Origin of the sequence: Burkholderia sp. CpTa8-5 (assembly GCF_017815045.1) — a bacterium.
GTDB lineage: Bacteria > Pseudomonadota > Gammaproteobacteria > Burkholderiales > Burkholderiaceae > Burkholderia > Burkholderia sola.
Genome location: NZ_JAGIQD010000013.1, coordinates 126,217 through 151,982, shown reverse-complemented (window position 1 = coordinate 151,982; position 25,766 = coordinate 126,217). Strand labels below are relative to the sequence as shown.

At 67.8% G+C, this 25,766-nt stretch carries 20 protein-coding genes; 17 read left to right on the top strand and 3 right to left on the bottom strand.

All coding sequences use genetic code 11. The features are described from left to right. Positions 1 to 58: 58 nt before the first annotated feature. The 12 genes from J8I35_RS20850 to ugpQ all read left to right on the top strand — a co-directional run bounded on the left by J8I35_RS20850 (position 59) and on the right by ugpQ (position 12,206). On the top strand, positions 59 to 982 hold the full coding sequence (locus tag J8I35_RS20850; protein ID WP_209926803.1) for a competence protein ComA: 924 nt from the start codon (positions 59 to 61) through the stop codon (positions 980 to 982). Continuing rightward, positions 979 to 1,632 carry a fimbrial protein gene (locus tag J8I35_RS20845; protein ID WP_209926801.1) on the top strand — a complete coding sequence of 218 codons (654 nt, stop codon included), beginning with the start codon at positions 979 to 981 and terminating at the stop codon, positions 1,630 to 1,632. Before J8I35_RS20850 ends, J8I35_RS20845 begins: the two co-directional genes overlap by 4 nt. Further along, the gene (locus J8I35_RS20840; protein ID WP_209926800.1) at positions 1,629 to 2,495 is read left to right on the top strand and encodes a pilus assembly protein; all 867 of its coding nucleotides are present in this window, start codon (positions 1,629 to 1,631) and stop codon (positions 2,493 to 2,495) included. The genes J8I35_RS20845 and J8I35_RS20840 overlap by 4 nt, the downstream gene beginning before the upstream one ends. Then, a complete protein-coding gene (gene pilQ / locus J8I35_RS20835; protein ID WP_209926798.1) occupies positions 2,492 to 4,123 on the top strand; it encodes a type IV pilus secretin PilQ in 1,632 nt (543 codons plus the stop codon). Before J8I35_RS20840 ends, pilQ begins: the two co-directional genes overlap by 4 nt. Before the next feature lie 40 nt (positions 4,124 to 4,163). Next, complete coding sequence (gene aroK / locus J8I35_RS20830; protein ID WP_050013150.1) at positions 4,164 to 4,718, top strand: shikimate kinase AroK; 555 nt, start codon at positions 4,164 to 4,166, stop codon at positions 4,716 to 4,718. Continuing rightward, positions 4,715 to 5,794, top strand: coding sequence for a 3-dehydroquinate synthase (gene aroB / locus J8I35_RS20825; protein ID WP_209926796.1), 1,080 nt, complete (start codon positions 4,715 to 4,717; stop codon positions 5,792 to 5,794). The genes aroK and aroB overlap by 4 nt, the downstream gene beginning before the upstream one ends. Before the next feature lie 64 nt (positions 5,795 to 5,858). Further along, on the top strand, positions 5,859 to 7,043 hold the full coding sequence (locus J8I35_RS20820; RefSeq protein ID WP_235356187.1) for a deoxyguanosinetriphosphate triphosphohydrolase: 1,185 nt from the start codon (positions 5,859 to 5,861) through the stop codon (positions 7,041 to 7,043). A gap of 88 nt (positions 7,044 to 7,131) precedes the next feature. After that, positions 7,132 to 8,466, top strand: a complete 1,335-nt coding sequence (gene ugpB, locus J8I35_RS20815) for a sn-glycerol-3-phosphate ABC transporter substrate-binding protein UgpB (protein WP_089488077.1) — start codon at positions 7,132 to 7,134, stop codon at positions 8,464 to 8,466. Positions 8,467 to 8,562: 96 nt separating this feature from the next. Further along, positions 8,563 to 9,447, top strand: coding sequence for a sn-glycerol-3-phosphate ABC transporter permease UgpA (gene ugpA / locus J8I35_RS20810; RefSeq protein ID WP_027783324.1), 885 nt, complete (start codon positions 8,563 to 8,565; stop codon positions 9,445 to 9,447). After that, complete coding sequence (gene ugpE / locus J8I35_RS20805; RefSeq protein WP_050013146.1) at positions 9,444 to 10,289, top strand: sn-glycerol-3-phosphate ABC transporter permease UgpE; 846 nt, start codon at positions 9,444 to 9,446, stop codon at positions 10,287 to 10,289. The genes ugpA and ugpE overlap by 4 nt, the downstream gene beginning before the upstream one ends. A gap of 32 nt (positions 10,290 to 10,321) precedes the next feature. Further along, positions 10,322 to 11,407 carry a sn-glycerol-3-phosphate import ATP-binding protein UgpC gene (locus J8I35_RS20800; protein WP_050013145.1) on the top strand — a complete coding sequence of 362 codons (1,086 nt, stop codon included), beginning with the start codon at positions 10,322 to 10,324 and terminating at the stop codon, positions 11,405 to 11,407. Positions 11,408 to 11,435: 28 nt separating this feature from the next. Then, positions 11,436 to 12,206 carry a glycerophosphodiester phosphodiesterase gene (gene ugpQ, locus J8I35_RS20795; RefSeq protein WP_209926794.1) on the top strand — a complete coding sequence of 257 codons (771 nt, stop codon included), beginning with the start codon at positions 11,436 to 11,438 and terminating at the stop codon, positions 12,204 to 12,206. 187 nt (positions 12,207 to 12,393) lie between these two features. Here the strand turns inward: ugpQ and J8I35_RS20790 are convergent, their stop codons facing one another. Next, positions 12,394 to 13,125 (bottom strand): OmpW family outer membrane protein, encoded by a 732-nt coding sequence (locus J8I35_RS20790; RefSeq protein WP_209926791.1) that lies wholly within the window; start codon positions 13,123 to 13,125, stop codon positions 12,394 to 12,396. Positions 13,126 to 13,318: 193 nt separating this feature from the next. Here J8I35_RS20790 and J8I35_RS20785 point away from each other — a divergent pair, with 193 nt between their 5' ends. From J8I35_RS20785 to thpR, 5 genes are all read left to right on the top strand, one after another. Next, positions 13,319 to 14,032, top strand: coding sequence for a transposase (locus J8I35_RS20785; RefSeq protein ID WP_027783329.1), 714 nt, complete (start codon positions 13,319 to 13,321; stop codon positions 14,030 to 14,032). A gap of 288 nt (positions 14,033 to 14,320) precedes the next feature. Further along, positions 14,321 to 19,024, top strand: coding sequence for a glutamate synthase-related protein (locus J8I35_RS20780; RefSeq protein WP_209926789.1), 4,704 nt, complete (start codon positions 14,321 to 14,323; stop codon positions 19,022 to 19,024). An 85-nt stretch (positions 19,025 to 19,109) separates the two neighbouring features. Further along, positions 19,110 to 20,576, top strand: a complete 1,467-nt coding sequence (locus J8I35_RS20775) for a glutamate synthase subunit beta (RefSeq protein WP_050013141.1) — start codon at positions 19,110 to 19,112, stop codon at positions 20,574 to 20,576. 340 nt (positions 20,577 to 20,916) lie between these two features. Beyond that, positions 20,917 to 22,407: an alanine/glycine:cation symporter family protein gene (locus tag J8I35_RS20770; RefSeq protein ID WP_209926787.1), complete on the top strand. Its 1,491-nt coding sequence runs from the start codon at positions 20,917 to 20,919 to the stop codon at positions 22,405 to 22,407. Further along, positions 22,404 to 22,973 (top strand): RNA 2',3'-cyclic phosphodiesterase, encoded by a 570-nt coding sequence (gene thpR, locus J8I35_RS20765; protein ID WP_209926784.1) that lies wholly within the window; start codon positions 22,404 to 22,406, stop codon positions 22,971 to 22,973. Before J8I35_RS20770 ends, thpR begins: the two co-directional genes overlap by 4 nt. Before the next feature lie 99 nt (positions 22,974 to 23,072). Here thpR and J8I35_RS20760 read toward each other — a convergent pair whose 3' ends face one another. Further along, positions 23,073 to 24,356 carry a D-amino acid dehydrogenase gene (locus tag J8I35_RS20760; protein ID WP_209926783.1) on the bottom strand — a complete coding sequence of 428 codons (1,284 nt, stop codon included), beginning with the start codon at positions 24,354 to 24,356 and terminating at the stop codon, positions 23,073 to 23,075. A 25-nt stretch (positions 24,357 to 24,381) separates the two neighbouring features. After that, entirely contained in the window at positions 24,382 to 25,644 is a 1,263-nt protein-coding gene (locus J8I35_RS20755; protein ID WP_050013138.1) for an MFS transporter, read from the bottom strand. Positions 25,645 to 25,766: the final 122 nt, after the last annotated feature.

Genomic DNA, 25,766 nt, shown 5'->3' with positions numbered 1-25,766 from the left:
TTTGCAGAATCAGGTCTCGGATGCGCGGCGTGGGCCGCGACGATCTCGGGAGGCTGGGATGGCAGGACGATGGGTGGCGCGGTTTGCACAGGGCAGGCACCGGTCGACGGGAATCGACGTCGGTGCGCACGAAGTGAGGGTGGCCGTGCTGAGCCGGCGCGGCAGGGAAGCGGAGGTGCGCGTCGAGGGGCTCGAGCGCGAACCGGTTGGCTTGGCGGGCGGGCCGGAGGACGCGCGTTGGGCGGCGGTCGCGCGGTCGCTGGCGGCGGCCGTGGCGCGGCTGTCGGCGTCCGACGTGCAGTGCGACGCGCGCGGCGTGATGGCGCTGCACGATGACGAGATGCGCACCGCGACGCTCGATCTGGCCGGGCGCGGCGACATCCCGGACGCCGCGCGGCAGGCCGCCGAACGCATCTCGGGGCTCGCGCCGGACAGTCTCGCGTTCGACTGGCGGCACTACGGCGGCGCGCGGTCCGGCGAGATCGCGGTGGCGGTCGCGCCGCTGGCGCTGCTCGAGCGGCGGATCGACGTGGCCGCGCAGGCCGGTATCGACCTGACGGTGATCGACGGCGAGTCGGCCGCCGTGCTGCGCGCGCTGCGCTATGCCGCACGGTTCGAACTCGATGCGCAGGGCGCGTACGCCGTGCTCTGGTTCTGCGACGCGGGCGTGCGCGGCTGGCGAATCGAGGGACGCTCGGCGATGCAGGTGCTCTCCCTGTCCGGCACGTTGCCGGAGGCGCTTCCCGATGCGTTGCGTCGGCGCGTGCTGGGGGGCGTGGGCTGCGTACTCGTCGCCGGGGACGAGCGATGTATCGCCCGCTTCGATACGTCGATTGCCGAGATCGGCGACGTGCTCGGCACGGCAGTGGTCCCGTTCGACTGCACGGGCTGGGACGGCCTGCCGTGCGCGCGCGCCGCCGTGCCAGGCGGCCCGGCGTTTGCCGTCGCGTTCGGGCTGGCGTTGCGTGGGGTGTGGGAATGACGGCCGGTCACGTGGCGGCAAACGGAGACGGCGCGGCGGCGCAGCAGCTCGTACAGGCGGTACTCGGCGACTTCAACCTGCTGCCGTACCGCGAGCGGTTGGCGCGGGCATTGCGGCGTCGGCGGGCCACGCAGTGCGGTGTGGCGATCCTGCTCGGCGTGCTTGGCGCCGGTCTGTGGACGGGCGCTGCGGTGTTGTCGCGGTGGCGGGTGGATGCCGAGCGCGCCGGCGTGGAGGCGCGGCTGCGACAGGTGCAGCCGCGGGTGGCCGTTGCGACGCGCGCGGCCGATGCAGCCGCCGCCGTCGCGCGGCGCGACGCGCAGGCGGCTGCGCTGGCCGCACCTTACCGGCGCCTGGCCGGGTTGCTGGCGACCCTGAAGCAGGTGCGCGCCGATCATGTCCGGCTCGATGCGCTGCGCATGACGACGACCGGCGCCGTGCTCGATGCGCGCGCCGCGAGTTACCGGGCGGCTGCGCGGTGGCTCGCCGCGATGGCGCGCGAGCAGCGCGACTGGCGGATCGATATAGATACGTTGAAGCCTGCGTCGGATGCGCCGGCTTCGACGGCCGGGATGCCGTTCCGGTTCTCGGTGCAGTTGCGCTGGCACGATGCGACGTCGTCGCGGACGGTGTCGGGAGGGGGCGCATGACGGCGCTCGCGCATTGGCCGGCGCTGCGCGCGGGCGCCAGGGCGGGCCACATGCCGCGCGTGTCGGCGGCCGCCGCGCATGCCGCGGGTTGCGTGCTGGCGTTCGCGGCCGTGCTGGCAGGCGGCATTCATCTGGCGAATGCGGCCGACTGGAGCGGGCTGGCACGTAGTCGCGCGTTGCTCGCCGCGGCGCAGGCGCGCGCGGCCGACGCGCAGCGCGTGCTGGCTTCCGCCGGACAACGACGCGACGGGCATCCTGCGTCGACGCGTGACGATCGCTTGCCGCCTACGCCGGAATGGGCCGCGCTGATGCTGGCGCTGGCCGATCTCGCCGCGTCGAGCGGGTTGCACGGCGTATCGATCGAGCCGCGGCGCGCCGATGGCGCGGCACCGGACGGCCGACGCACCGTACACATCGCCGCGGACGGCGGCTTTTACGCGTTGCTGCATATGGTTGGCGGGCTGGCGCGCTTCCCGGTGTTGGCGGTACCGTCGGCGCTGCGTATCGAGCGTGGCATGTCGGCGGCGCGGGTGGATATGTCCGTCGACGTATTTCCGGCGCTGCAGGCGACAACGGCCGCGGCGGGCAACACGCCGGTTCGCGCCGCTGCACCCGACGCCGATCCGTTCGGCGAGGGGGGCCTCGCCGAAGCGGCGGGGCGCGCAGCCCGCCTTGCCGGCACGATTCGCGACGCGCGTACCGGTCTCGCGTTGTTCGACGACGGCGACGGCGCGTTCACGGCCGTCGCACCTGGCGAGGTGCTGGGGGCCGCGCGCGTGGTGCGTATCGACCGCGCGGCCGTGACGCTTGCGACGGCGGACGGATCGCAGCGGCTTGTGCTTGACGACGGAGGCCGGCCATGACGAAGCACGGCTGTTGGATGCTCGTCATCTGGGCCGGCGTGACGGCGGCCGGCGCAAGCGCGTCGGTGCCGCCGCTGCCGGCGGTCTGGCCGGCCGGGCCGACGAATGTGTCGGTGCCGCGCCTGCCGCAGCCGCTGCGCGTGGCCGACAGCGTGGACAGCGCGGTAGCGGAGGACGCTGGCCCGCCGCCGTTCGATCAGGCGGCGCGCACGGCGCTGCAGACGGAAGCCGCCGCGCCGGTCCCCGCGCTCGAGGGGCCGCCGATCCCGCTGGCGCCGCCGGCCCGGATGAGCGACGCCGCGGCACGGCAACCGGGCGATACGGACGACGAGCGGCGGATCTCGCTGAATCTGCAGGGCGTCGGGCTCGCGGCGGCGTTCGACGCGATCGCGCGATTCACGGGGCTCAATATCGTCGTCGGCGAGCAGGTGCGCGGCACGGTCACGTTACGTCTGAACAATGTCCGCTGGCGCGACGCGTTCGACACGCTGCTCGACACGCACGGGCTGGCGATGTCCCGGCGCGGCAACGTGATCTGGGTCACGCCGGCCGCCGAGCTGGCCGCGCGCGAACGCGAGCGCTTCGACATGCATGCGCGGGCCGCCGATCTGGAGCCGCTCGCAAGCCGTACGTTCGTGCTGCACTATCCGCGCGCCCAGGACGTGCAGCGGCTGCTGGCCGGCGCGACCGGCCAGCGCCTGCTGTCGAAGCGCGGCGCGGCGGCGGCCGATCCCCGTACGAACCTGCTGTTCGTGACCGATCTCGCGCCGCGCATCGTGCAGATCGCGGGCCTGATCGACGCGATCGACCGGCCGTCGCGGCAGGTCCGGATCGAGGCCCGCATCGTCGAAGGCGAGCAGGGTTTCTCGCGCAACCTCGGCGCACGTGTCGCACTGCGTGCGCAGGGGCGGCCGTCGTCGGCCGAGGGCACGTCCTTCACGGCGGACGCGCGCAACGCGCTGGATCTCGCCGCGCGGCCGCTCGGCGGCTTCGATGCGGCGACCGCCGGCTTCACGCTGTTCGCCGCGCCGCTCAGCCGCGTACTCGACATCGAGTTGAGCGCGCTGGAAGCGCAAGGCCGGGGCCAGATCGTTTCGCGTCCGCGGGTGGTGACGGCCGACCGCGTGAAGGCCATCGTCGAGCAGGGCGCCGAGCTGCCGTACCAGGCGAAGGTCGGCAACGGCATGAGCGGCGTGCAGTTCCGCCGCGCGACGCTGAAGCTGGAGGTCGAGCCGCAGATTACGCCGGACGGGCGCGTGGTGCTCGATCTCGACGTGACGAAGGACAGCGTCGGCGAGCCGACCGCGGCCGGCCCCGCGATCCATACGAAGCACGTGCAGACGCGCGTCGAGGTCGAGAATGGCGGGACGGTCGCGATCGGCGGCATCTATGAACAACTGAGCCGGAACGATGTGACGCGGGTGCCGCTCTTGGGCAAAATACCGTTTCTGGGCGCGCTTTTCCGGCACCGCGCGCAGCGCGACCAACGCAACGAACTGGTCGTCTTCATCACGCCGACCGTCGTCGATGCGCGTTGCGGCGCACTCGGCGCGGGCGACGCGGATGCCGAGGAAACGGGGCCGGAAGCCGCCGGCGCAGGCTCGACAAGGCAGCCGCTTTGCCAGTAAGCTGCGCCACACACCAGCAAGATTGAAGCAGAGGAAGCCGTTGCAAGCGCGGGACCCACATGCAAACGTATTTTTCGTCGGCCTTATGGGAGCGGGTAAGACCACCGTGGGCCGTGCGGTCGCGCGTCGTCTCGACAGGACGTTCTTCGACTCCGACCACGAAATCGAGGCCCGTACGGGCGCGCGCATTCCGGTGATCTTCGAGCTGGAGGGCGAGGCCGGCTTTCGCGATCGCGAAACGCAGGTGATCGCCGAGCTCGCGCAGCGCGAGAACATCGTGCTCGCGACCGGCGGCGGCGCGGTGCTGCGCCCGGAAAACCGCAACAGCCTGAAAACCAACGGCATCGTCGTCTACCTGCGCGCCAACCCGCACGATCTATGGCTGCGCACGCGCAAGGACAAGAATCGCCCGCTGTTGCAGACCGAAGATCCGAAGGGGCGTCTCGAAGCGCTGTACGAAGTGCGTGACCCGCTGTACCGCGAATGCGCGGATTTCGTCATCGAGACCGGCCGTCCGTCGGTCAACGGTCTCGTCAACATGGTGTTGATGCAACTCGAACTGGCCGGCGTCATCGCCAAGCCGCTACAAGCATGATTACTGTCAACGTCGATCTGGGCGACCGCGCCTACCCGATTCATATTGGCGCCGGCCTGATCGGCCGCACCGAGCTGTTCTCGCCCCACATCAAGGGTTCGTCGGTCACGATCGTCACGAACACGACGGTCGATCCGCTCTACGGCGACGCGCTGCGCGCGGCGCTCGCGCCGCTCGGCAAGCGCGTGTCGACGGTCGTGCTGCCGGACGGCGAGGCATACAAGAACTGGGAAACGCTGAACCTGATCTTCGACGGCCTGCTGACGGATCACGCCGATCGCAAGACGACGCTCGTCGCGCTCGGCGGCGGCGTGGTCGGCGACATGACCGGCTTTGCCGCCGCGTGCTACATGCGCGGCGTGCCGTTCATCCAGGTGCCGACGACGCTGCTGTCGCAGGTCGATTCGTCGGTCGGCGGCAAGACGGGCATCAACCACCCGCTCGGCAAGAACATGATCGGCGCGTTCTACCAACCGCAGGCCGTGATCGCGGACATCGGCGCGCTCACGACGCTGCCCGATCGCGAGCTGGCGGCCGGCGTGGCCGAGATCATCAAGACCGGCGCGATCGCCGATGCGGCATTCTTCGACTGGATCGAGGCGAACGTCGATGCGCTGAATCGTCGCGAGCCCGCCGCGCTCGCGCATGCGGTGAAGCGTTCGTGCGAGATCAAGGCGAGCGTCGTCGCGGCCGACGAGCGCGAAGGCGGCCTGCGCGCGATCCTGAACTTCGGCCACACGTTCGGCCATGCGATCGAGGCCGGGCTAGGCTACGGCGAATGGCTGCACGGCGAGGCGGTCGGCTGCGGAATGGTGATGGCGGGCGACCTGTCGGTGCGGCTCGGCCTGCTCGACGAAGCGTCGCGGCAGCGCCTCGATGCGGTGATCGCGGCCGCGCATCTGCCGACCCGCGGGCCGGCGTTCGGCGATGCGCGCTACATCGACCTGATGCGCGTCGACAAGAAGGCTGAGGCCGGCGCGATCAAGTTCATCCTGCTGAAGCGATTCGGCGATACGCTGATCGCGCAGGCGCCGGACGAAGCGGTATTCGCTACACTGGCGCAAACGACCGGCTAACGGCGCCCGGATCCGCCGGCGCCCCTGACATGGAGGAGACGTGAGCGAGACATCCAGCAGCACACTGCCTGAAGCCAGCCGCGCATCCGCTGCGCCGGTGGCCGAGCCGCCGACGCTGGCGGCGCTGGAAGCCCATCTCGCTCCGTATGCCGCGCACGCGTCGCAGTCACGCGGCCGCCGCCATCCGGAAACCCCGCCGGCGGCGCGCACCGAATTCCAGCGCGATCGCGACCGCATCGTCCATTCGACCGCGTTTCGCCGGCTCGAATACAAGACGCAGGTCTTCGTCAATCACGAAGGCGACCTGTTCCGCACGCGCCTCACGCACAGCCTCGAAGTCGCGCAGATCGCGCGCTCGGTCGCGCGCAACCTGCGACTGAACGAGGATCTCGTCGAAGCGATCTCGCTCGCGCACGATCTCGGCCATACGCCGTTCGGCCATGCCGGGCAGGACGCGCTGAATGCGTGCATGCGCGAGCACGGCGGCTTCGAGCACAACCTGCAGAGCCTTGCGGTGGTCGACGAGCTCGAGGAGCACTACGGCGCGTTCAACGGGTTGAACCTGTGCTTCGAGACGCGCGAAGGCATCCTGAAACACTGCTCGCGCGAGAATGCACGCAAGCTCGGCGCGCTCGGCGAGCGGTTCCTGCAGGGCCGCCAGCCGTCGCTCGAGGCGCAGCTCGCGAACATCGCCGACGAGATCGCCTACAACAACCACGACGTCGACGACGGCCTGCGTTCCGGCCTGATCACGATCGAGCAGCTCGCGGAAGTCGAGCTGTGGCAGCGTCACTACGACGCGGCGCTCGCCGAATTCCCGCACCTCGAAGGCCGCCGTCTCGTGCACGAGACGGTGCGCCGCATCATCAACACGCTTATCGTCGACCTGATCGACGAAACCACGCGCAATCTCGTGCGCGTCGCGCCCGCGTCGCTCGACGACGTGCGCGACGCGCCGCCGCTCGTGTCGCACAGCCCCGAGGTCGCCGCGCAGGCAGCGGCCCTCAAGCGCTTCCTCTTCAAGAACCTGTATCGCCACTACAAGGTGATGCGCATGGCGAGCAAGGCGCAACGCGTCGTCACGGGGCTGTTCGACGCGTTCATCGACGATCCGCGCCTGCTGCCGCCGCCGTACCAGTCCGACGACGCGGCGCAGCAGCCGCGTCTCGTCGCGCACTACATCGCCGGCATGACCGACCGCTTCGCGCTGAAGGAATATCAGCGCCTGTTCGTCATCAGCGACAACTGACTGTCACAAACGATCACTAGACTTCGCCGGTTCAATGGCGACGGGAAGGTTGCACACGCTGTTGGTAACGTTTTCATAGGAGAGGTCGATGAAGAAGAAGCCTGCGGGGACACTGGTTCGTTCGATCGCGCTCGGCGGCGCGCTGATGTTCGGGGTGCAGCACGTGGCGCTCGCCGCGACGGAAATTCAGTTCTGGCATGCGATGGAGGCCGCGCTCGGCGAGCGGGTCAACGCGATCGCCGACCAGTTCAACGCGTCGCAAAGCGACTACAAGATCGTGCCGGTCTTCAAGGGCACCTACGACCAGGCGCTCGCGGCCGGCATCGCGGCCTATCGCAGCGGCAACGCGCCGGCGATCCTGCAGGTCTATGAAGTCGGCACGGCGACGATGATGCAGGCGAAGAAGGCGGTCGTGCCCGTCTACGACGTGTTCAAGCAGGCCGGCGTGACGCTCGACGAGAAGGCGTTCGTGCCGACCATCGCGAGCTACTACAGCGACGCGAAGACGGGCCACCTCGTGTCGATGCCGTTCAACAGCTCGACGCCGGTGCTGTACTACAACAAGGACGCGTTCAAGAAGGCCGGCCTCGATCCGAACCAGCCGCCGAAGACGTGGGCCGACGTGAAGGCCGATGCCGAGAAGCTGCGCAAGTCGGGGATGGCGTGCGGCTTCACGACCGGCTGGCAGGGCTGGATCCAGCTCGAAAACTACAGCGCATGGCACGGGCTGCCGTTCGCGAGCCGCAACAACGGCTTCGACGGCACCGACGCCGTGCTCGAGTTCAACAAGCCGCAGCAGATCGAACATGTCGCCTTCCTGCAGCAGATGGCGAAGGACGGCACGTTCACGTACGCGGGCCGCAAGGATGAAGCGTCGGCGAAGTTCTACAGCGGCGACTGCGGGATCCTGACGACGTCGTCGGGCGCGCTCGCGAACGTGCAGAAGTTCGCGAAGTTCAGCTACGGCACGGGCATGATGCCGTACGACGCGAACGTGAAGGGCGCGCCGCAGAACGCGATCATCGGCGGCGCGAGCCTGTGGGTGCTGGCCGGCAAGGATCCGGCGACCTACAAGGGCGTCGCGAAATTCCTCTCTTACCTGGCGTCGCCCGCGGTCGCCGCGAAGTGGCACCAGGACACGGGCTACCTGCCGGTCACGACCGCCGCGTACGACCTGACGCGTCAGCAGGGCTTCTACGCGAAGAACCCGAGCGCCGAAACCGCGATCAAGCAGATGCTGAACAAGCCGCCGCTGCCGTACACGAAGGGGCTGCGGCTGGGCAACATGCCGCAGATCCGCACGGTCGTCGACGAGGAGTTCGAACAGGTCTGGGCGCAGAAGAAGTCGCCGAAGGACGCGCTCGATTCGGCCGCGTCGCGCGGCGACGAACTGCTGCGCCGCTTCGAGAAGTCGGGCGGCTGAGCACGCATCGCGTCGTGCCGCCGGCGGCGCCGCGCGCGAGCGCGTGCCGTCCGGCGGCGCGGTTTCCCTTCCGTTTCGCCTGACCGGATATCCGCGATGCAATCCCGTTCCCGTTTCGGTACGAGCCCGGTGCCGTACCTGCTGATCGCGCCGCAGCTCGCGATCACCGCCGTGTTCTTCCTGTGGCCGGCCGGCGTCGCGCTGTGGCAGTCCACGCAGATGCAGGACGCGTTCGGCACGTCGAGCGAATTCGTCGGCTTCGCGAATTTCACGCACCTGTTCGCCGATCCGCTGTATCTCGATTCGTTCCGCACGACGCTTGTGTTCAGTTCGCTCGTCACCGTGAGCGGGCTCGTCGTGTCGCTGTTGCTGGCCGCATGCGCCGACCGCGTGATCCGCGGCGCGCGCGTGTACCGCACGCTGCTGATCTGGCCGTACGCGGTCGCGCCGACGATCGCGGCCGTGCTGTGGGCGTTCCTGTTCAACCCGAGCATCGGCCTGATCACGTATGCGCTCGCGAAGGGCGGCATCGTGTGGAACCACGCGCTGAACGGCGGCCAGGCGATGTTCCTCGTCGTGCTGGCGTCGGTGTGGAAGCAGGTGAGCTACAACTTCCTGTTCTTCTACGCGGGGCTGCAGGCGATTCCGCGCTCGCTGATCGAGGCGGCCGCGATCGACGGCGCGGGGCCGGTGCGGCGCTTCTTCAACATCGTGCTGCCGCTGCTGTCGCCGACGAGTTTCTTCCTGCTGGTCGTGAACCTCGTCTACGCGTTCTTCGACACGTTCCCGGTGATCGACGCGGCCACCGGCGGCGGCCCGGCGCAGAGCACCAAGACGCTGATCTACAAGATCTTCGCGGAGGGCTTCCAGGGGCTCGACATCGGCAGTTCGGGCGCGCAGTCGGTCGTGCTGATGATCATCGTCGTGGGGCTCACAGTGATCCAGTTCCGCTTCGTCGAGCGCAGGGTGCAATACGCATGATCGAAAATCGCAAGGGCTTCGACCTGTTCTGCCACGCGGTGCTGATCGCGGGTGTCGTGCTGATCGTGTTTCCCGTCTACGTCGCGTTCTGCGCGGCGACGATGAACGCGCAGGAAGTGTTCACGGTGCCGCTGTCGCTCGTGCCGAGCACGCACCTGTTCGAGAACGTCGCGTACATCTGGGGGCACGGCAGCGGCGGCACGACGGCGCCGTTCGGCCGGCTGCTCGTGAACAGCTTCGCGATGGCGCTCGGGATCGCGGTCGGCAAGATCGCGGTGTCGATCCTGTCCGCGTACGCGATCGTCTATTTCCGCTTCCCGTTCCGCAATACGGCGTTCTGGCTGATCTTCGTCACGCTGATGCTGCCGGTGGAAGTGCGGATCTTTCCGACCGTGCAGGTCGTGTCGACGCTGCACCTGACGAACACCTACGCGGGGCTCTCGCTGCCGCTGATCGCATCGGCGACCGCGACGTTCCTGTTCCGCCAGTTCTTCATGACGCTGCCCGACGAGCTGATGGACGCGGCGCGCATCGACGGCGCGGGGCCGCTGCGCTTCTTCTGGGACGTCGTGCTGCCGCTGTCGAAGACGAGCATCGCCGCGCTGTTCGTGATCACGTTCATCTACGGCTGGAACCAGTATCTGTGGCCGATCCTGATCACGACGGAAGCGTCGCTGTCGACTGCGGTGGTGGGCATCAAGACGATGATCGCGAGCGGCGACGCCGCGACCGAATGGCAATACGTGATGGCGGCGACGCTGCTGGCGATGATCCCGCCGCTCGTCGTCGTGCTGGCGATGCAGCGCTGGTTCGTGCGCGGCCTCGTCGATTCCGAGAAATGAATGACCGACGGTAACCGGGAGAAGGACCAGGTATGGCTGCGCTGAGCTTGAAGGGCGTCAGGAAATCCTACGACGGCAAGCAGCACGTGCTGCATGGCATCGACGTGGAGATCGCCGACGGTGAATTCATCGTGTTGGTCGGCCCGTCGGGCTGCGGCAAGTCGACGTTGCTGCGGATGATCGCGGGGCTCGAGAGCGTGACGGACGGCGAGATCGCGATCGGCGACCGGGTCGTCAACACGCTGGAGCCGAAGGACCGCGACATCGCGATGGTGTTCCAGAACTATGCGCTGTACCCGCACATGACGGTCGCGCAGAACATGGGCTACGGGCTGAAGATCCGCGGGATCGAGCGCGCGACGATCGATGCGCGGGTGGCCGCGGCCGCGAAGATCCTCGAGCTCGAGCCGCTGCTCGCGCGGCGGCCGCGCGAACTGTCGGGCGGCCAGCGGCAGCGCGTGGCGATGGGGCGCGCGATCGTCCGCGAGCCGTCGGTGTTCCTGTTCGACGAGCCGTTGTCGAACCTCGACGCGAAATTGCGCGTGCAGATGCGGCTCGAGATCCAGCGGCTGCATGCGCGGCTCGCGACGACGAGCGTGTACGTGACGCACGACCAGATCGAGGCGATGACGCTCGCGCAGCGCGTGATCGTGATGAACCGCGGCTACGCGGAGCAGATCGGCGCGCCGGTCGACGTGTACGAGAAGCCGGCGACGGTGTTCGTCGCGGGCTTCATCGGCTCGCCGGCGATGAACCTGATGCACGGCCGGCTGTCGGACGACGGCGCGACGTTTACGGTTGCGGGCGGCGGCCCCGCGCTGCCGGTCGCCGGCGCGCCCGGCATCGGCACGGAGATCGCCACCGGGCGCGACTGGGTGCTCGGCGTGCGTCCCGAACACATGACGCCGCAGCCGGGCGTCGCGCAGGCGACGCTGCCGGTCGACTCGTGCGAACTGCTCGGCGCGGACAATCTCGCGCACGGCCGTTGGGGCAATCACGATGTCGCGGTGCGCCTGCCGCACGCGGATCGTCCCGCGCGCGGCACGGCGCTCGCGGCTGCGCTGCCTGCGCACCGGCTGCATTTCTTCGATCCCGAGACCGGCAAGCGTGCCGGCTGAACCTGCTGCACCTGCCGAGAGACCGACGATGACATCCCGTACCGACTGGCCCTATCCGCGCGTCGTCGCCCATCGCGGCGGCGGCACGCTCGCGCCGGAGAACACGCTCGCCGCACTCGACGAGGGTGCGCGCCGCGGCCACCGGATGGTCGAGTTCGATGCGAAGCTGTCGGCCGACGACGTGACGTTCCTGCTGCACGACGACACGGTCGATCGCACGTCGAATGGCCACGGCGCGGCGGCGGGCATGCGTTATGCGGCGCTGGCCGCGCTCGACGCGGGCGCGTGGCGCGATGCCCGCTTCGCGGGCGAACGGATGCCGACGCTGGAGGCGGCCGCGGCGCGCTGCATCGCGCACGGGCTGGCCGCGAACGTCGAGATCAAGCCGTGCCCGGGGCGCGAACGCGAAACCGGGCAGCGTGTGGCGGCCGACGCGGCCGCGTACTGGCGCGATGCCGCGGTGGCGCCGCTGCTGTCGTCATTCTCGTTCGACGCATTGCAGCAGGCGCGCGCGACCGTGCCGGGCCTGCCGCGCGGGATGCTCTACGAAGTCGTGCCGGACGACTGGCAGGCGCAGGTGATCGATGCGCTCGGCTGCGTATCGTTGCATGCAGACCACAGTCGGCTCGACGAACCGCTCGTGCGCGCGATCAAGGCCGCCGGGCTGCGCATCCTGGTTTACACGGTGAACGACCTCGAACGGGCGCGCGAACTCGCGCGTTGGGGCGTCGATGCCATCTGCACGGACCGCATCGACCTGATTGCGCCCGACGCGCTGGACGACATCGACGCCGTCTGATGGCCGCAGCCACGGCTTGCGCCGCGGCGGCGCTGGCGAAACCGTTGCGCGAAACGTGCCTGACGCGAAAAAACGACGCCCCGACGGGATTCCCGCCGGGGCGTTTTGCATCGTGGAGACGTTACGTCAGGAAAAATCCGCTACAAATTGCAGCAGGATTAACCATTCCCCAAATATTCGACTACGCTTAGAAGCGGTAGCCGACGTTCAGGTACGTGACGATCGGGTTCAGCGAGATCCTCGCCTTCGACGTTTCGGTCAGGGTACCGACCGGCGTCCGGCGGGCCGTCGTGAAGGTCGCGGTCACCTTGACCGGGATGTACGAGAGCGACAGCCCCGCGAACCAGTGTTTGGTGAAGTTGTACGTGAAGCCGGCGTTGAAGACGGGCGCCCACTGGTTGCTGGTCGTCGCGCTGGTCGGGCCGCCGAGCACGCCGTTCTCGAAGCTGCTGTTCGTGATCTTCGCGCCGGTGAACCAGACGTACGTCGCGCCGACGCCGACATACGGACGGAACTTCGCATTGGCGTCGTTGAAGTGGTAGCGCAGCAACACGGCGGGGCTCCACTGGTACGCACGGCCGAGTACGCCGAATCTTTCGAACTGACCCTTGCCGGTAATGTCGAACTTCGGCGGTATCCCCATCACGAGCTCGGTGGAGATATGGTCGGTGACGAAGTAGCCCGCCGCGAGGCCCAGCGTGTCGGCGTCGTTGATGCCAGCGCCGGTGTTGGGAATGGATTGGTTGATGGGCGTGCCGCCCACGCGGTAGACGAACAGCGGGTCGCTGCTGTCCTGCGGCGAAAGGTGCAGCCAGCCGGTGCTGACGTAGAAATCACCTGCGGATTGTGCGTGTGCCGTACCGCCCGCGAATGCGAATGCGAGCGCTGCGGCCCCCGTCATGGCCAGTTTTCGTTTCATTGTGTCTCCTCCGATCAAAGGCGTGCTCATTATGACGACTGCGTTTAAAACCAAACAAGCTCGTAAGTTAGAGTTTTCTCCCTAGGATTCGCACGACCGTACGCTTACGCGCGCCGCTGGGGCAGGCATTCTACGCAGGTGCGCAATTTCGGACCTCCGGGTATTTCCTAACGCGTTCAAACGGACATTCAGCATGGCACGGTTAGCACGACTCTACGTTCCCGACCAGCCGCAGCACGTGATACTGCGCGGCCTGGATCAGCAACCCGCGTTCGTCGACGACCAGGACTACGAACTCTTCATCGATTGCCTGAAGGCCGCCGCACGCGATCACCACCTGTCGGTGCATGCCTACGTGCTGCTGCCGCGCCAGGTGCAACTGCTCGTGACGCCGAGCGACGAGGCCAGCCTGCCGAAGGCGATGCAGGCCGTCGGCCGTCGCTACGTCGCGCATTTCAACCGGCGCTATTCGCGGCGCGGCACGCTGTGGGAAGGCCGCTATCGGGCGACGGTGATCGAAGGCGAGCGCTATTTCCTGCTCGCGAGCCGCGTGGTCGAGATGAGCCCGGTGCGCTCGCAGCTCGTCGCGACGCCCGAGGCCTATCGCTGGTCGAGCTACCGGCATCACGTCGGGCTCACCGTCGACAGCCTGATCACCGACCATCCGCTCTACTGGGCGCTCGGCAACACGCCGTTCGACCGCCAGCGCGCGTACAAGGAGCTGTGCGAGCAGCCGCTCGACGAGCGGCAGGCCGACCAGCTGCAGCAGGCGACGCTGAAGGGCTGGGTGCTCGGCGGCGAGAATTACCGCGAGTGGGCGGCGCGCACCGCGAACCGGCGCGTGTCGCCGTTGCCGCGCGGACGCCCCAGAAAGGTGCGCGAGAACACGCCGCCGATCCAGCAGTAACCCCGGAAAGGCAGGCTGGAAGCGGCGCAGCGGGCGCCGCTTCTTTTTGCACCAAATCGATACGTCCCTAATAAAAAGGCACCACATCAAGGCACTCATTTAATTGGGGTTCGATCAAGCGGTTTTTGTTGCTATTCCCTTGATTCGTCGCGTATATTCCGAATTCCGGTGGCCCGGGCGAAGCCTGCCCAACCACCGTCGGCCGCGCCGTCTCCCGCCGGGAGCGGGATCGATGGCAACAAGAAAACGGTTCAACGGCCTCCAGGCCCCCTTTACGACGGTGTCCCCATGAACGACCACCAGCAGCCGCTCGCCGCGGTGCCCGCCGCACAAGGTCTGTACGACCCGCAAAACGAACACGACGCCTGCGGCGTCGGCTTCGTCGCTCACATCAAGGGCAAGAAGAGTCACGAGATCATTCAGCAGGGTCTGAAGATCCTCGAGAACCTCGATCACCGCGGCGCGGTCGGCGCCGATCCGCTGATGGGCGACGGCGCGGGCATCCTGATCCAGATTCCGGACGCGTTCTATCGCGAGGAAATGGCGAAGCAGGGCGTGGACCTGCCGCCGGCCGGCGAATACGGGGTGGGGATGATCTTCCTGCCGAAGGAAAACGCATCGCGTCTCGCGTGCGAGCAGGAGCTCGAGCGTACGGTGAAGGCCGAAGGCCAGGTCGTGCTCGGCTGGCGCGACGTGCCGGTCGACCATGCGATGCCGATCTCGCCGACGGTGAAGGCGAGCGAGCCGCTGATCCGCCAGATCTTCATCGGCCGCGGCAAGGACATCATGGTGACGGACGCGCTCGAGCGGAAGCTGTACGTGATCCGCAAGACGGCGAGCCACCGCATCCAGGCGCTGAAGCTCAAGCACGGCAAGGAATACTTCGTGCCGTCGATGTCGGCGCGCACGGTCGTCTACAAGGGGCTGCTGCTGGCCGGCCAGGTCGGCGTGTACTACCGCGACCTGCAGGACCCGCGCGTCGTGTCGGCGCTCGCGCTCGTGCACCAGCGCTTCTCGACCAACACGTTCCCGGCGTGGGAGCTGGCTCACCCGTACCGGATGATCGCGCACAACGGCGAGATCAACACCGTGAAGGGCAACGTGAACTGGCTGAACGCGCGTACCGGCGCGATCGCGTCGCACGTGCTCGCCGACGATCTGCCGAAGCTGTGGCCGCTGATCTACCCGGGCCAGTCGGATACCGCATCGTTCGACAACTGTCTCGAACTGCTGGTGATGGCCGGCTACCCGCTCGTGCACGCGGTGATGATGATGATCCCGGAAGCGTGGGAACAGCACACGCTGATGGACGAGAACCGCCGCGCGTTCTACGAATACCACGCCGCGATGATGGAGCCGTGGGACGGCCCGGCCGCGATCGCGTTCACCGACGGCCGCCAGATCGGCGCGACGCTCGACCGTAACGGCCTGCGCCCGGCGCGCTACATCGTGACCGACGACGACCTCGTCATCATGGCGTCGGAAGCCGGCACGCTGCCGATCCCCGAATCGAAGATCGTCAAGAAGTGGCGCCTGCAGCCGGGCAAGATGTTCCTGATCGACATGGAACACGGCCGCATCATCGACGACAAGGAACTGAAGGACAACCTCGCGAACGCGAAGCCGTACAAGAGCTGGATCGACGCGGTGCGCATCAAGCTCGACGAGATCGAGCCGAAGGCCGAGGAAGTCGCGGCCGGCCGCACGCAGGGCGCCGCGCTGCTCGACCGCCAGCAGGCGTTCGGCTATACGCAGGAAGACCTGAAGTTCCTGATGGCGCCGATGGCGCAGCAGGGCGAGGAAGCCGTCGGTTCGATGGGCAACGACTCGCCGCTCGCGGTGATGTCGAACAAGAACAAGACGCTCTATCACTACTTCAAGCAGCTGTTCGCGCAGGTCACGAACCCGCCGATCGACCCGATCCGCGAAAACATGGTCATGTCGCTCGTGTCGTTCATCGGCCCGAAGCCGAACCTGCTCGACACGAACAACATCAACCCGCCGATGCGTCTCGAAGTGTCGCAGCCGGTGCTCGACTTCAAGGACATCGCGAAGATCCGCGCGATCGACCAGTACACGGGCGGCAAGTTCAGCGCATACGAGCTGAACATCTGCTACCCGGTCGCATGGGGCAAGGAAGGCATCGAGGCGCGCCTCGCGTCGCTGTGCGCGGAAGCCGTCGACGCGGTCAAGTCGGGCTACAACATGCTGATCGTGTCGGACCGCAAGACGGACGCCGAGCACGTCGCGATTCCGGCGCTGCTCGCCACGTCGGCGATCCACACGCACCTCGTCCAGCAAGGGCTGCGCACGAGCACGGGCCTCGTCGTCGAGACCGGCTCCGCGCGTGAAACGCACCACTTCGCGCTGCTCGCGGGCTACGGCGCGGAAGCCGTGCACCCGTACCTCGCGATGGAAACGCTCGCGAAGATGGCCGAAGGCCTGCCGGGCGACCTGTCGCCGGAGAAGGCCGTCTACAACTTCACGAAGGCGGTCGGCAAGGGCCTGCAGAAGGTGATGTCGAAGATGGGCATCTCGACGTACATGTCGTACACGGGCGCGCAGATCTTCGAAGCGCTCGGCCTGTCGAGCGACCTCGTCGAGAAGTACTTCAAGGGCACGGCGTCGAAGGTCGGCGGCATCGGCCTGTTCGAAGTCGCGGAAGAGGCGATCCGCCTGCACCGCGATGCGTTCGGCGACAGCCCGGTCCTGCGCGACATGCTCGACGCGGGCGGCGAGTACGCGTACCGCGTGCGCGGCGAAGACCACATGTGGACGCCGGATTCGATCGCGAAGCTGCAGCACGCGACGCGCAGCAACTCGTACCAGACGTACAAGGAATACGCGCACCTGATCAACGACCAGACCAAGCGTCACATGACGTTCCGCGGCCTGTTCGAATTCAAGGTCGAGCCGACCAGGGCGATCCCGATCGACGACGTCGAGCCGGCGAAGGAGATCGTCAAGCGCTTCGCGACCGGCGCGATGTCGCTCGGCTCGATCAGCACCGAAGCGCACGCGACGCTCGCGGTCGCGATGAACCGGATCGGCGGCAAGTCGAACACCGGCGAAGGCGGCGAGGACCAGAAGCGCTATCGCAACGAACTGCGCGGCATTCCGATCAAGGCGGGCGAGACGCTGAAGTCGGTGATCGGCGACGAGATCGTCAGCGACATTCCGCTGAAGGACGGCGATTCGCTGCGCTCGAAGATCAAGCAGGTCGCGTCGGGCCGCTTCGGCGTCACCGCCGAGTACCTCGCATCGGCCGACCAGATCCAGATCAAGATGGCGCAGGGCGCGAAGCCGGGCGAAGGCGGCCAGCTGCCGGGCCACAAGGTGTCGGAATACATCGGCAAGCTGCGTTACTCGGTGCCGGGCGTCGGCCTGATCTCGCCGCCGCCGCACCACGACATCTACTCGATCGAGGATCTGGCGCAGCTGATCCACGACCTGAAGAACGTGAACCCGAGCGCGAGCATCTCCGTGAAGCTCGTGTCGGAAGTGGGCGTGGGCACGGTCGCGGCCGGTGTCGCGAAGGCGAAGGCCGATCACGTCGTGATCGCCGGCCATGACGGCGGCACGGGCGCGTCGCCGCTGTCGTCGGTCAAGCATGCGGGCACGCCGTGGGAGCTCGGCCTGGCCGAAACGCAGCAGACGCTGGTGCTGAACCGCCTGCGCGGCCGCATCCGCGTGCAGGCCGACGGCCAGATGAAGACCGGCCGCGACGTCGTGATCGGCGCGCTGCTCGGCGCGGACGAATTCGGCTTCGCGACGGCGCCGCTCGTCGTCGAAGGCTGCATCATGATGCGCAAATGCCACCTGAACACGTGCCCGGTCGGCGTCGCGACGCAGGATCCGGTGCTGCGCGCGAAGTTCAAGGGCCAGCCCGAGCACGTCGTGAACTACTTCTTCTTCGTCGCAGAGGAAGTGCGCGAGATCATGGCGCAGCTCGGCATCGCGAAGTTCGACGACCTGATCGGTCGCGCCGACCTGCTCGACACCCGCAAGGGCATCGAGCACTGGAAGGCGAAGGGCCTCGACTTCTCGCGCGTGTTCTACCAGCCGGAAGAGTGCGAGGACGTCGCGCCGCGTCACGTCGACGTGCAGGATCACGGCCTCGAGCGCGCGCTTGACCACGTGCTGATCGAGAAGGCGAAGGCCGCGATCGAGAACGGCGAGCACGTGTCGTTCATCCAGCCGGTGCGCAACGTGAACCGGACGGTCGGCGCGATGCTGTCGGGCGTGATCGCGAAGAAGCACGGCCACGACGGCCTGGCCGACGACGCGGTGCACATCCAGCTGAAGGGCACGGCCGGCCAGAGCTTCGGCGCGTTCCTCGCGAAGGGCGTGACGCTCGACCTCGTCGGCGACGGCAACGACTACGTCGGCAAGGGCCTGTCGGGCGGCCGGATCATCATCCGCCCGACCAACGACTTCCGCGGCAAGTCCGAGGAAAACATCATCTGCGGCAACACGGTGATGTACGGCGCGATCGAAGGCGAAGCCTTCTTCCGCGGCGTGGCGGGCGAGCGCTTCTGCGTGCGCAACTCGGGCGCGACGGCGGTCGTCGAAGGCACGGGCGACCACGGTTGCGAATACATGACGGGCGGCACGGTCGTCGTGCTCGGCGAGACCGGGCGCAACTTCGCGGCCGGCATGTCGGGCGGCCTCGCGTACATCTACGATCCGGAAGGTACGTTCGCGGCCAAGTGCAACAAGTCGATGGTCGCGCTCGAGCCGGTGCTGCAGCAGGCCGAACAGGAGCGCACGGTCGACCGCGCGCTCTGGCACGAAGGCACGACGGACGAAGCGCTGCTCAAGGGGCTCGTCGAGCGTCATTTCCAGTTCACGGGTTCGCCGCGCGCGAAGTCGCTGCTGGAAAACTGGGACGCGGCGCGCCGCCAGTTCGTGAAGGTGTTCCCGCACGAATACAAGCGCGCGCTGGGCGAGATCGGTGCGAAGAAGGCGGCGAAGGAAGTGCTGGCCGCCTGAGCGACGAACGACATAGCGAATGCCGCGCGCGCCTCACGGCCGCGCGCGGCTCCCCCACCCGATACATCGAACAGAAGAGCACCTTATGGGCAAGGCAACCGGTTTTCTGGAGTTCGAACGCCGCCACGAGGCGTACGAAGCACCGCTCACGCGCGTGAAGCACTACAAGGAATTCGTCGCGGCGCTGACCGACGCGGACGCGAAGGTCCAGGGCGCGCGCTGCATGGATTGCGGCATCCCGTTCTGCAACAACGGCTGCCCGGTCAACAACATCATCCCGGACTTCAACGATCTCGTTTACCGCCAGGACTGGCAGCAGGCGATCGAAGTCCTCCACTCGACCAACAACTTCCCCGAGTTCACGGGCCGCATCTGCCCGGCGCCGTGCGAGGCGGCGTGCACGCTCGGGATCAACGACGACCCGGTCGGCATCAAGTCGATCGAGCACGCGATCATCGACAAGGCTTGGGGCGAAGGCTGGGTGAAGCCGCTGCCGGCCGAGCACAAGACCGGCAAGAAGGTCGCGGTCGTCGGTTCGGGCCCCGCGGGCCTCGCCGCCGCGCAGCAACTCGCGCGCGCGGGCCACGACGTGACGGTGTTCGAGAAGAACGACCGTATCGGCGGCCTGCTGCGTTACGGGATTCCCGATTTCAAGCTCGAGAAGTGGCTGATCGATCGCCGCATGCGCCAGATGGAAGCGGAAGGCGTGACGTTCCGCACCAGCGTGTTCATCGGCAAGGAGCCGCTGCCCGAGTCGATCGGCAGCCTCGCGAAGGAAACCATTTCGCCGGACACGCTGAAGGAAGAGTTTGACGCGGTCGTGATCGCCGGCGGTTCGGAAACGCCGCGCGACCTGCCGGTGCCGGGCCGCGAACTCGCGGGCGTCCATTTCGCGATGGACTTCCTGCCGCAGCAGAACCGCGTGAACGCGGGCGACAAGCTCGTCGACCAGCTGCTCGCGAAGGGCAAGCACGTGATCGTGATCGGTGGCGGCGATACGGGTTCGGACTGCGTCGGCACGTCGAATCGCCACGGCGCGAAGCAGGTCACGCAGTTCGAGCTGCTGCCGCAGCCGCCGGAAGAGGAAAACAAGCCGCTCGTGTGGCCATACTGGCCGATCAAGCTGCGCACGTCGTCGTCGCACGAGGAAGGCTGCGAGCGTGACTGGGCGGTCGCGACGAAGCGTCTCGAAGGCAAGAACGGCAAGGTCGAGAAGCTGATCGCGGTGCGCGTCGAGTGGAAGGACGGCAAGATGCAGGAAGTGCCGGGTTCCGAGTTCGAGATGAAGGCCGATCTCGTGCTGCTCGCGATGGGCTTCACGCAACCGGCCGCGCCGGTGCTCGACGCGTTCGGCGTCGCGAAGGACGCGCGCGGCAATGCGCGCGCGGCGACCGAAGGCGATCGTTCGTACTACACGTCGGTCGACAAGGTGTTCGCGGCAGGTGACATGCGTCGCGGCCAGTCGCTCGTGGTGTGGGCGATCCGCGAAGGCCGCCAGTGCGCGCGCTCGGTCGATGCATACCTGATGGGGCATTCGGAACTGCCGCGCTGAGCTGAATCGCGCGAGCGGGTTTCGATGAACGCCGGGCGTCCGAGAGGACGCCCGGCTTTTTTATTTCCGAAGCCCGTGGGTGATCGGGAGCTTGCCCGGTTTGATCGACTGGCTGAATCGCCGATCTCCCCATCGCCCGCAAGTTTCGGCATGGCTATCCCGACGCCGCCCCTTATTTTCGCGAAACGTCGTCTAATCTGATGACATTCGGGCTCGATTTTTCGTCATCTCAATTCCTTTCGTTTTGTAATAATCCTTGAGAACTGTCATATCATGTCGCCCTTCCGGTCGCATCCTCGCGGCCGCTGCACATGACTGACCCTATTTACAAGGATTCTGGATGGAAGCATTCGTGCAAGGGCTCATCGAAGCCGTCAACGGCGTGCTGTGGAACTACGTGCTGATCGCGCTGCTGCTCGGCGTGGGCGCATGGTTCACGTTGCGGTTCCGGATGATCCAGCTGAAGGCGCTGTTCCTCAGCATGAAGCTGGTCGGCAGCAAGGGCGAGCCGGGCAGCATCTCGTCGTTCCAGGCGTTCGCGACCGGGCTGGCGAGCCGCGTCGGCACCGGCAACATCGCCGGCGTCGCGGTCGCGCTGACGGTCGGCGGGCCAGGCGCGATCTTCTGGATGTGGATGACCGCGCTCGTCGGGATGTCGTCCGCGTTCGTCGAGGCGACGCTCGCGCAGATCTTCAAGGTGTCGCACCCGGACGGCAGCTATCGCGGCGGCCCCGCGTACTACATCCAGACGGGCCTGCGCTCGCGCGGCTTCGGCGTGCTGTTCTCGCTGTCGCTGATCCTCGCGTTCGGCTTCGTGTTCAACGCGGTGCAGGCGAATGCGATCGCCGATGCGTTTCATACGTCGTTCGGCTGGAGCCGCGAGACGGTCGGCCTTGGCCTCGTGCTGCTTTCCGCCCCGATCATCTTCGGCGGGATTCGCCGCATCGCGACGGTCGCGCAGGTGATCGTGCCGCTGATGGCGATCGGCTACCTCGCGCTGGCCGTCTATGCGGTCGCGACGCATCTCGCGCTGGTGCCGGGCGTGATCGCGCTGATTGTGAAGAGCGCGTTCGGCCTCGAACAGGCGGCCGGCGGCCTGACCGGCTATGCGGTCAGCCAGGCGATCGCGATCGGCGTGAAGCGCGGACTGTTCTCGAACGAGGCGGGGATGGGCAGCGCGCCGAACGCGGCCGCGACCGCGAGCACGCGCCATCCGGTCACGCAAGGGTTGATCCAGATGCTCGGCGTGTTCGTCGACACGATCGTGATCTGCAGCGCGACCGCGTTCGTGATCCTGCTGTCGGGCCAGTACGAGCTCGGCACCGGGATGGAAGGCGCGGCGCTCACGCAGCGCGCGATCTCGAGCCACGTCGGCGACTGGGGCGGCATCTACATGGCCGTCGCGATCTTCTTCCTCGCGTTCTCGTCCGTGATCGGCAACTACGCGTACGCGGAAGGCAACGTCGAATTCATCACGAAGCGGCGCGGCGTGCTGCCGCTGTTCCGCCTCGCCGTGCTCGGGATGGTGATGTTCGGCAGCGTGGGGCAACTGCCGCTCGTGTGGGCGATGGCCGACACGAGCATGGGGCTGATGGCGATCATCAACCTGATCGCGATCCTCGCGCTCGGCAAGTATGCGCACGCGGCGTGGGCCGACTATCGCCGCCAGCGCGCGGCCGGCGTCGCCGATCCGGTGTTTACGCGCAACACGATCCCCGAACTCGCGCGCGTGCTGCCGGCCGACGTATGGGGCGAGCATGGCCCGCTGCCGCAGCGTCCGGCCCCGGCTGATGTGGCGCCCGCGCCGCGCGCGGTGGTGAACGAGTCATGAACGGCGACCGGCTGCGCGTGTTCGTCGCGCTGATGCCCGATGCGGCGTCGCGCGACGCGCTGCACGCGTTGCCGGTCGCGCGGGGCGCGCGGCGTCCGCTGCCCGCGCAACTGCATGTGACGCTCGCGTTCGTCGGCGCGATCGAACGGGCGCGCTGCGATGCGCTGGCCGCTTGCTTGCCGGCGCTCGCGGCCGCGCATGCGCTGCCGCCGATGCCGGTCGAACGGATCGCGTGGTGGCCGAGCCTGCCGCGCGCACGCCTGATCGTCGCGGAACTGGCCGCCGAACCGGCGTGCGCGGCATTGAATGCCGCGCTGTCGGCGAAGCTGCACGAGCTTGGCATACCCGCCGACCGGCGCCCGTTCCGTCCGCACGTGACGCTCGCGCGGCTGCCGCACGATGCGCTCGGGCAGCCGGCGCACGGCGGTGCGGTGAAGCGGCCGGTCGCGCTGCGGTTCGACGCGCTCACGCTGTTCGAAAGCCGGCTGTCGCACGAAGGCGTGTCGCACCGGCCGATCGTATCGGTGCCGATTGCGCGGGCGGACGGCGCGGCGGCGGCCGGTTGAGCCATTCCGGCGACGCCTCGCGCGGTCGGTCGTGCTTTCGGTAACGTCGTAGGCGGGCGTGCCGCGGCATCGCGTCGCCCACGCTGCCCGACGGCCGGGCTAGCGCCGGTAACGCGCGAGCGTCAGTCCCGACAGATCGATCTCCGGCGTCCGTCCCGTGACGAGATCCGCCACCACCTTTCCCGAACCCATCGACATCGCCCAGCCGGTGGATCCGTGGCCGACATTGAGCCAGAGACCATCGATCCCGCTCGCGCCGAGCAGCGGCGGCCCGTCCGGCGTCATCGGCCGGCGGCCGACCCAGAAACGCGCCGACGCGCGATCGGCCGCGTGCGGGAACCAGTCGTCGAGCACCTTCATCAGCGTGTCGAGCGCCTGCTGCCGCAACGCCGCGTGGCGGTTGCCGAGTTCCGCGGTGCCCGCGACGCGCAGCGTCGGGCCGAAGCGCGTGATCGCCGTCTTCAGCGATTCGTCCATCAGCGCGGCGCAGGGCGCCTTTTCATCGTCGGCGACCGCGAGCGTGGCCGAGTAGCCCTTCACCGGATAAAGCGGCACGTCGATGCCGTGCGGCCGCAAGAGGTCGGCGCTGTCGACGCCGAGCGCGACGACGATCGCGTCGGCGGCGAGCAGGGCGTCGCGTCGCGCGCCGGCGCCTGCATCGAGCGCGCCGACCCGCACGCCGCGCACCTTGCCGGCCGCGACATCGAGCATGCGAATCGCGGTGCGAAATCTGAACGTCACGCCGTTCGCTTCGCACAGCGCCCGCAGTTCGTGCGTGAAGCGTGCGCAGTCGCCCGCTTCGTCGTCGGGCAGGTAGATGCCGCCGACGGGCGCCTGCCGCGCCCAGCGCAGGCCCGGCTCGATCGCGGTGCAGCCGGCCGCGTCCAGTTCGCGAAACGCGATGCCGGCATCGCGCAGCACCTTCAGCGCGGGCTGCGCCATCTGGACGTCGAACGCGCCGCGCAGCAGTTGCAGGTAACCGCGGCTCGCGCCGTAGTCGAATGGATAGCGCTCGCGAAACGCATGCAGGCACGCGCGGCTGTAATACGCGATGCGCTGCATCCGCTGCTTGTTCACGCGGAACCGCTCGAACTCGCATTCGCGCAGCCAGCGCGCGATCCAGCGCCACTGGGCGGCATCGAGCGTCGGCCGGAAGATCAGCGGCGACGCGGGCTTGAACAGGTACTTGAGGATCTTGCCGGGCATCCCGGGCGCGGCCCACGGCGTCACGTAGCCGGGTGCGATCACACCCGCGTTGCCGAGGCTGGTCGCTTGCGCGACGTCGGCCTCGCGTTCGATCACGGTGACGTCGCAGCCTGCTTCGCGCAGGTGCCAGGCGGTGGTGACGCCGATCACGCCGGCGCCGAGAACGATCACGTGCATGCGGTGTCCGGGATGAAACGGTGGCTCACGACGCGACGGCCGGATCGTCGGCGAGCGACTTGCCGCGCGTTTCCGGCAGCACGAGCGCCGCGACGATCACGAGCAGGTAGCCGCCGCCCGCGACGAGGCCGATCGCCTTCACGAGCGACATCGATTGCGACAGCGCGCCGACGAGGATCGGGAAGAACGAGCCGAGCCCGCGGCCGAGGTTGTAGCAGAAGCCCTGGCCCGAGCCGCGGATCGCGCCCGGATACAGCTCCGACAGATACGCGCCGACGCCCGCGAAGATGCCTTGCACGACGATGCCGAGCGGAAAGCCGAGCAGCAGCATCGCGGTATCGGTGATCGGCAGCATCGTGTACGCCATGCCGAGCGAGAAAGACCCGATCGCGAACAGGATGAACGACGCGCGGCGGCCGAGCCGGTCGGACAGGATCGCGCCGACCACGTAGCCGACGAACGAGCCGACGATCAGCACGACCAGATAGCCGCTCGTGTTGAACACCGACAGGTGACGCACGGTTTTGAGATAGGTGGGCAGCCACGTCGTGATCGCGTAGTAGCCGCCGAGCATGCCGGTGCACAGCGCGCTGCCGAACAGCGTCGCGCGCAGGTGCGGCGGCGAGAAGATTTCGAGGAAGTGGCCCGACACACGGCCTTCGTCGCGCGCGCGGCGCGTGGCCGTGTAGATGTCGGGATCGCTGACGTTGCGGCGGATGTACAGGATCCACAGCGCGGGCACGATGCCGATCCAGAAGCACGCGCGCCACGCGACCTGCTCGGGCAGCAGTGCGAAGAACGCCCAGTAAAGGATCGCGGCCGCGCCCCAGCCGAACGACCAGCTGCTCTGCACGGTGCCGACGGCCTTCGCGCGATGCTCGGGCGAGCGGATCGTCTCGGCCATCATGATCGTCACGACCGACCATTCGCCGCCGAAGCCGAAACCCTGCAGCGTGCGCGTGGCGAGGAGCTGCCAGAACGAATGCGTGAAGCCGGACAGGCACGTGAACAGCGCGAACGTCGCGATCGTCCACTGCAGCACGCGCACGCGGCCGTAGCGGTCGGCGAGGATGCCGGCGACCCAGCCGCCGATCGCCGACGAGATCAGCGAACTGGTCGCGATCATCCCGGCTTCGCTCTTCGTCATGCCCCAGGTGGCGATCAGCGTCGGAATCAGGAACGAATAGATCATGAAGTCGAACGCATCGACCGCATAGCCGCCGAATCCGGCGTACAGCGTCCGGCGCTCGCGCGTCGACAATGCGTTGAACCACTGGAATGCCTGCATGCTTGCCGCCCCCTCTCTTGTCTCGTCCCGCGTTGCCGCGTCGCGTCGCGGTTATTTTACGGGCGCGTTCCGGCGCGCCAAAAAGGCGGATGCAGGGTCGTGCGGGAAAGCGGGGAGGAGGA

Excerpts from the sequence above, each read along its gene's own strand:
- J8I35_RS20850 (WP_209926803.1), top strand. The coding sequence starts at position 59 with ATGGCAGGACGATGGGTGGCGCGGTTTGCACAGGGCAGGCACCGGTCG.
- J8I35_RS20845 (WP_209926801.1), top strand. The coding sequence starts at position 979 with ATGACGGCCGGTCACGTGGCGGCAAACGGAGACGGCGCGGCGGCGCAG.
- J8I35_RS20840 (WP_209926800.1), top strand. The coding sequence starts at position 1,629 with ATGACGGCGCTCGCGCATTGGCCGGCGCTGCGCGCGGGCGCCAGGGCG.
- pilQ (WP_209926798.1), top strand. The coding sequence starts at position 2,492 with ATGACGAAGCACGGCTGTTGGATGCTCGTCATCTGGGCCGGCGTGACG.
- aroB (WP_209926796.1), top strand. The coding sequence starts at position 4,715 with ATGATTACTGTCAACGTCGATCTGGGCGACCGCGCCTACCCGATTCAT.
- ugpB (WP_089488077.1), top strand. The coding sequence starts at position 7,132 with ATGAAGAAGAAGCCTGCGGGGACACTGGTTCGTTCGATCGCGCTCGGC.
- ugpA (WP_027783324.1), top strand. The coding sequence starts at position 8,563 with ATGCAATCCCGTTCCCGTTTCGGTACGAGCCCGGTGCCGTACCTGCTG.
- ugpE (WP_050013146.1), top strand. The coding sequence starts at position 9,444 with ATGATCGAAAATCGCAAGGGCTTCGACCTGTTCTGCCACGCGGTGCTG.
- J8I35_RS20800 (WP_050013145.1), top strand. The coding sequence starts at position 10,322 with ATGGCTGCGCTGAGCTTGAAGGGCGTCAGGAAATCCTACGACGGCAAG.
- ugpQ (WP_209926794.1), top strand. The coding sequence starts at position 11,436 with ATGACATCCCGTACCGACTGGCCCTATCCGCGCGTCGTCGCCCATCGC.
- J8I35_RS20790 (WP_209926791.1), bottom strand. The coding sequence starts at position 13,125 with ATGAAACGAAAACTGGCCATGACGGGGGCCGCAGCGCTCGCATTCGCA.
- J8I35_RS20785 (WP_027783329.1), top strand. The coding sequence starts at position 13,319 with ATGGCACGGTTAGCACGACTCTACGTTCCCGACCAGCCGCAGCACGTG.
- J8I35_RS20780 (WP_209926789.1), top strand. The coding sequence starts at position 14,321 with ATGAACGACCACCAGCAGCCGCTCGCCGCGGTGCCCGCCGCACAAGGT.
- J8I35_RS20775 (WP_050013141.1), top strand. The coding sequence starts at position 19,110 with ATGGGCAAGGCAACCGGTTTTCTGGAGTTCGAACGCCGCCACGAGGCG.
- J8I35_RS20770 (WP_209926787.1), top strand. The coding sequence starts at position 20,917 with ATGGAAGCATTCGTGCAAGGGCTCATCGAAGCCGTCAACGGCGTGCTG.
- thpR (WP_209926784.1), top strand. The coding sequence starts at position 22,404 with ATGAACGGCGACCGGCTGCGCGTGTTCGTCGCGCTGATGCCCGATGCG.
- J8I35_RS20760 (WP_209926783.1), bottom strand. The coding sequence starts at position 24,356 with ATGCACGTGATCGTTCTCGGCGCCGGCGTGATCGGCGTCACCACCGCC.
- J8I35_RS20755 (WP_050013138.1), bottom strand. The coding sequence starts at position 25,644 with ATGCAGGCATTCCAGTGGTTCAACGCATTGTCGACGCGCGAGCGCCGG.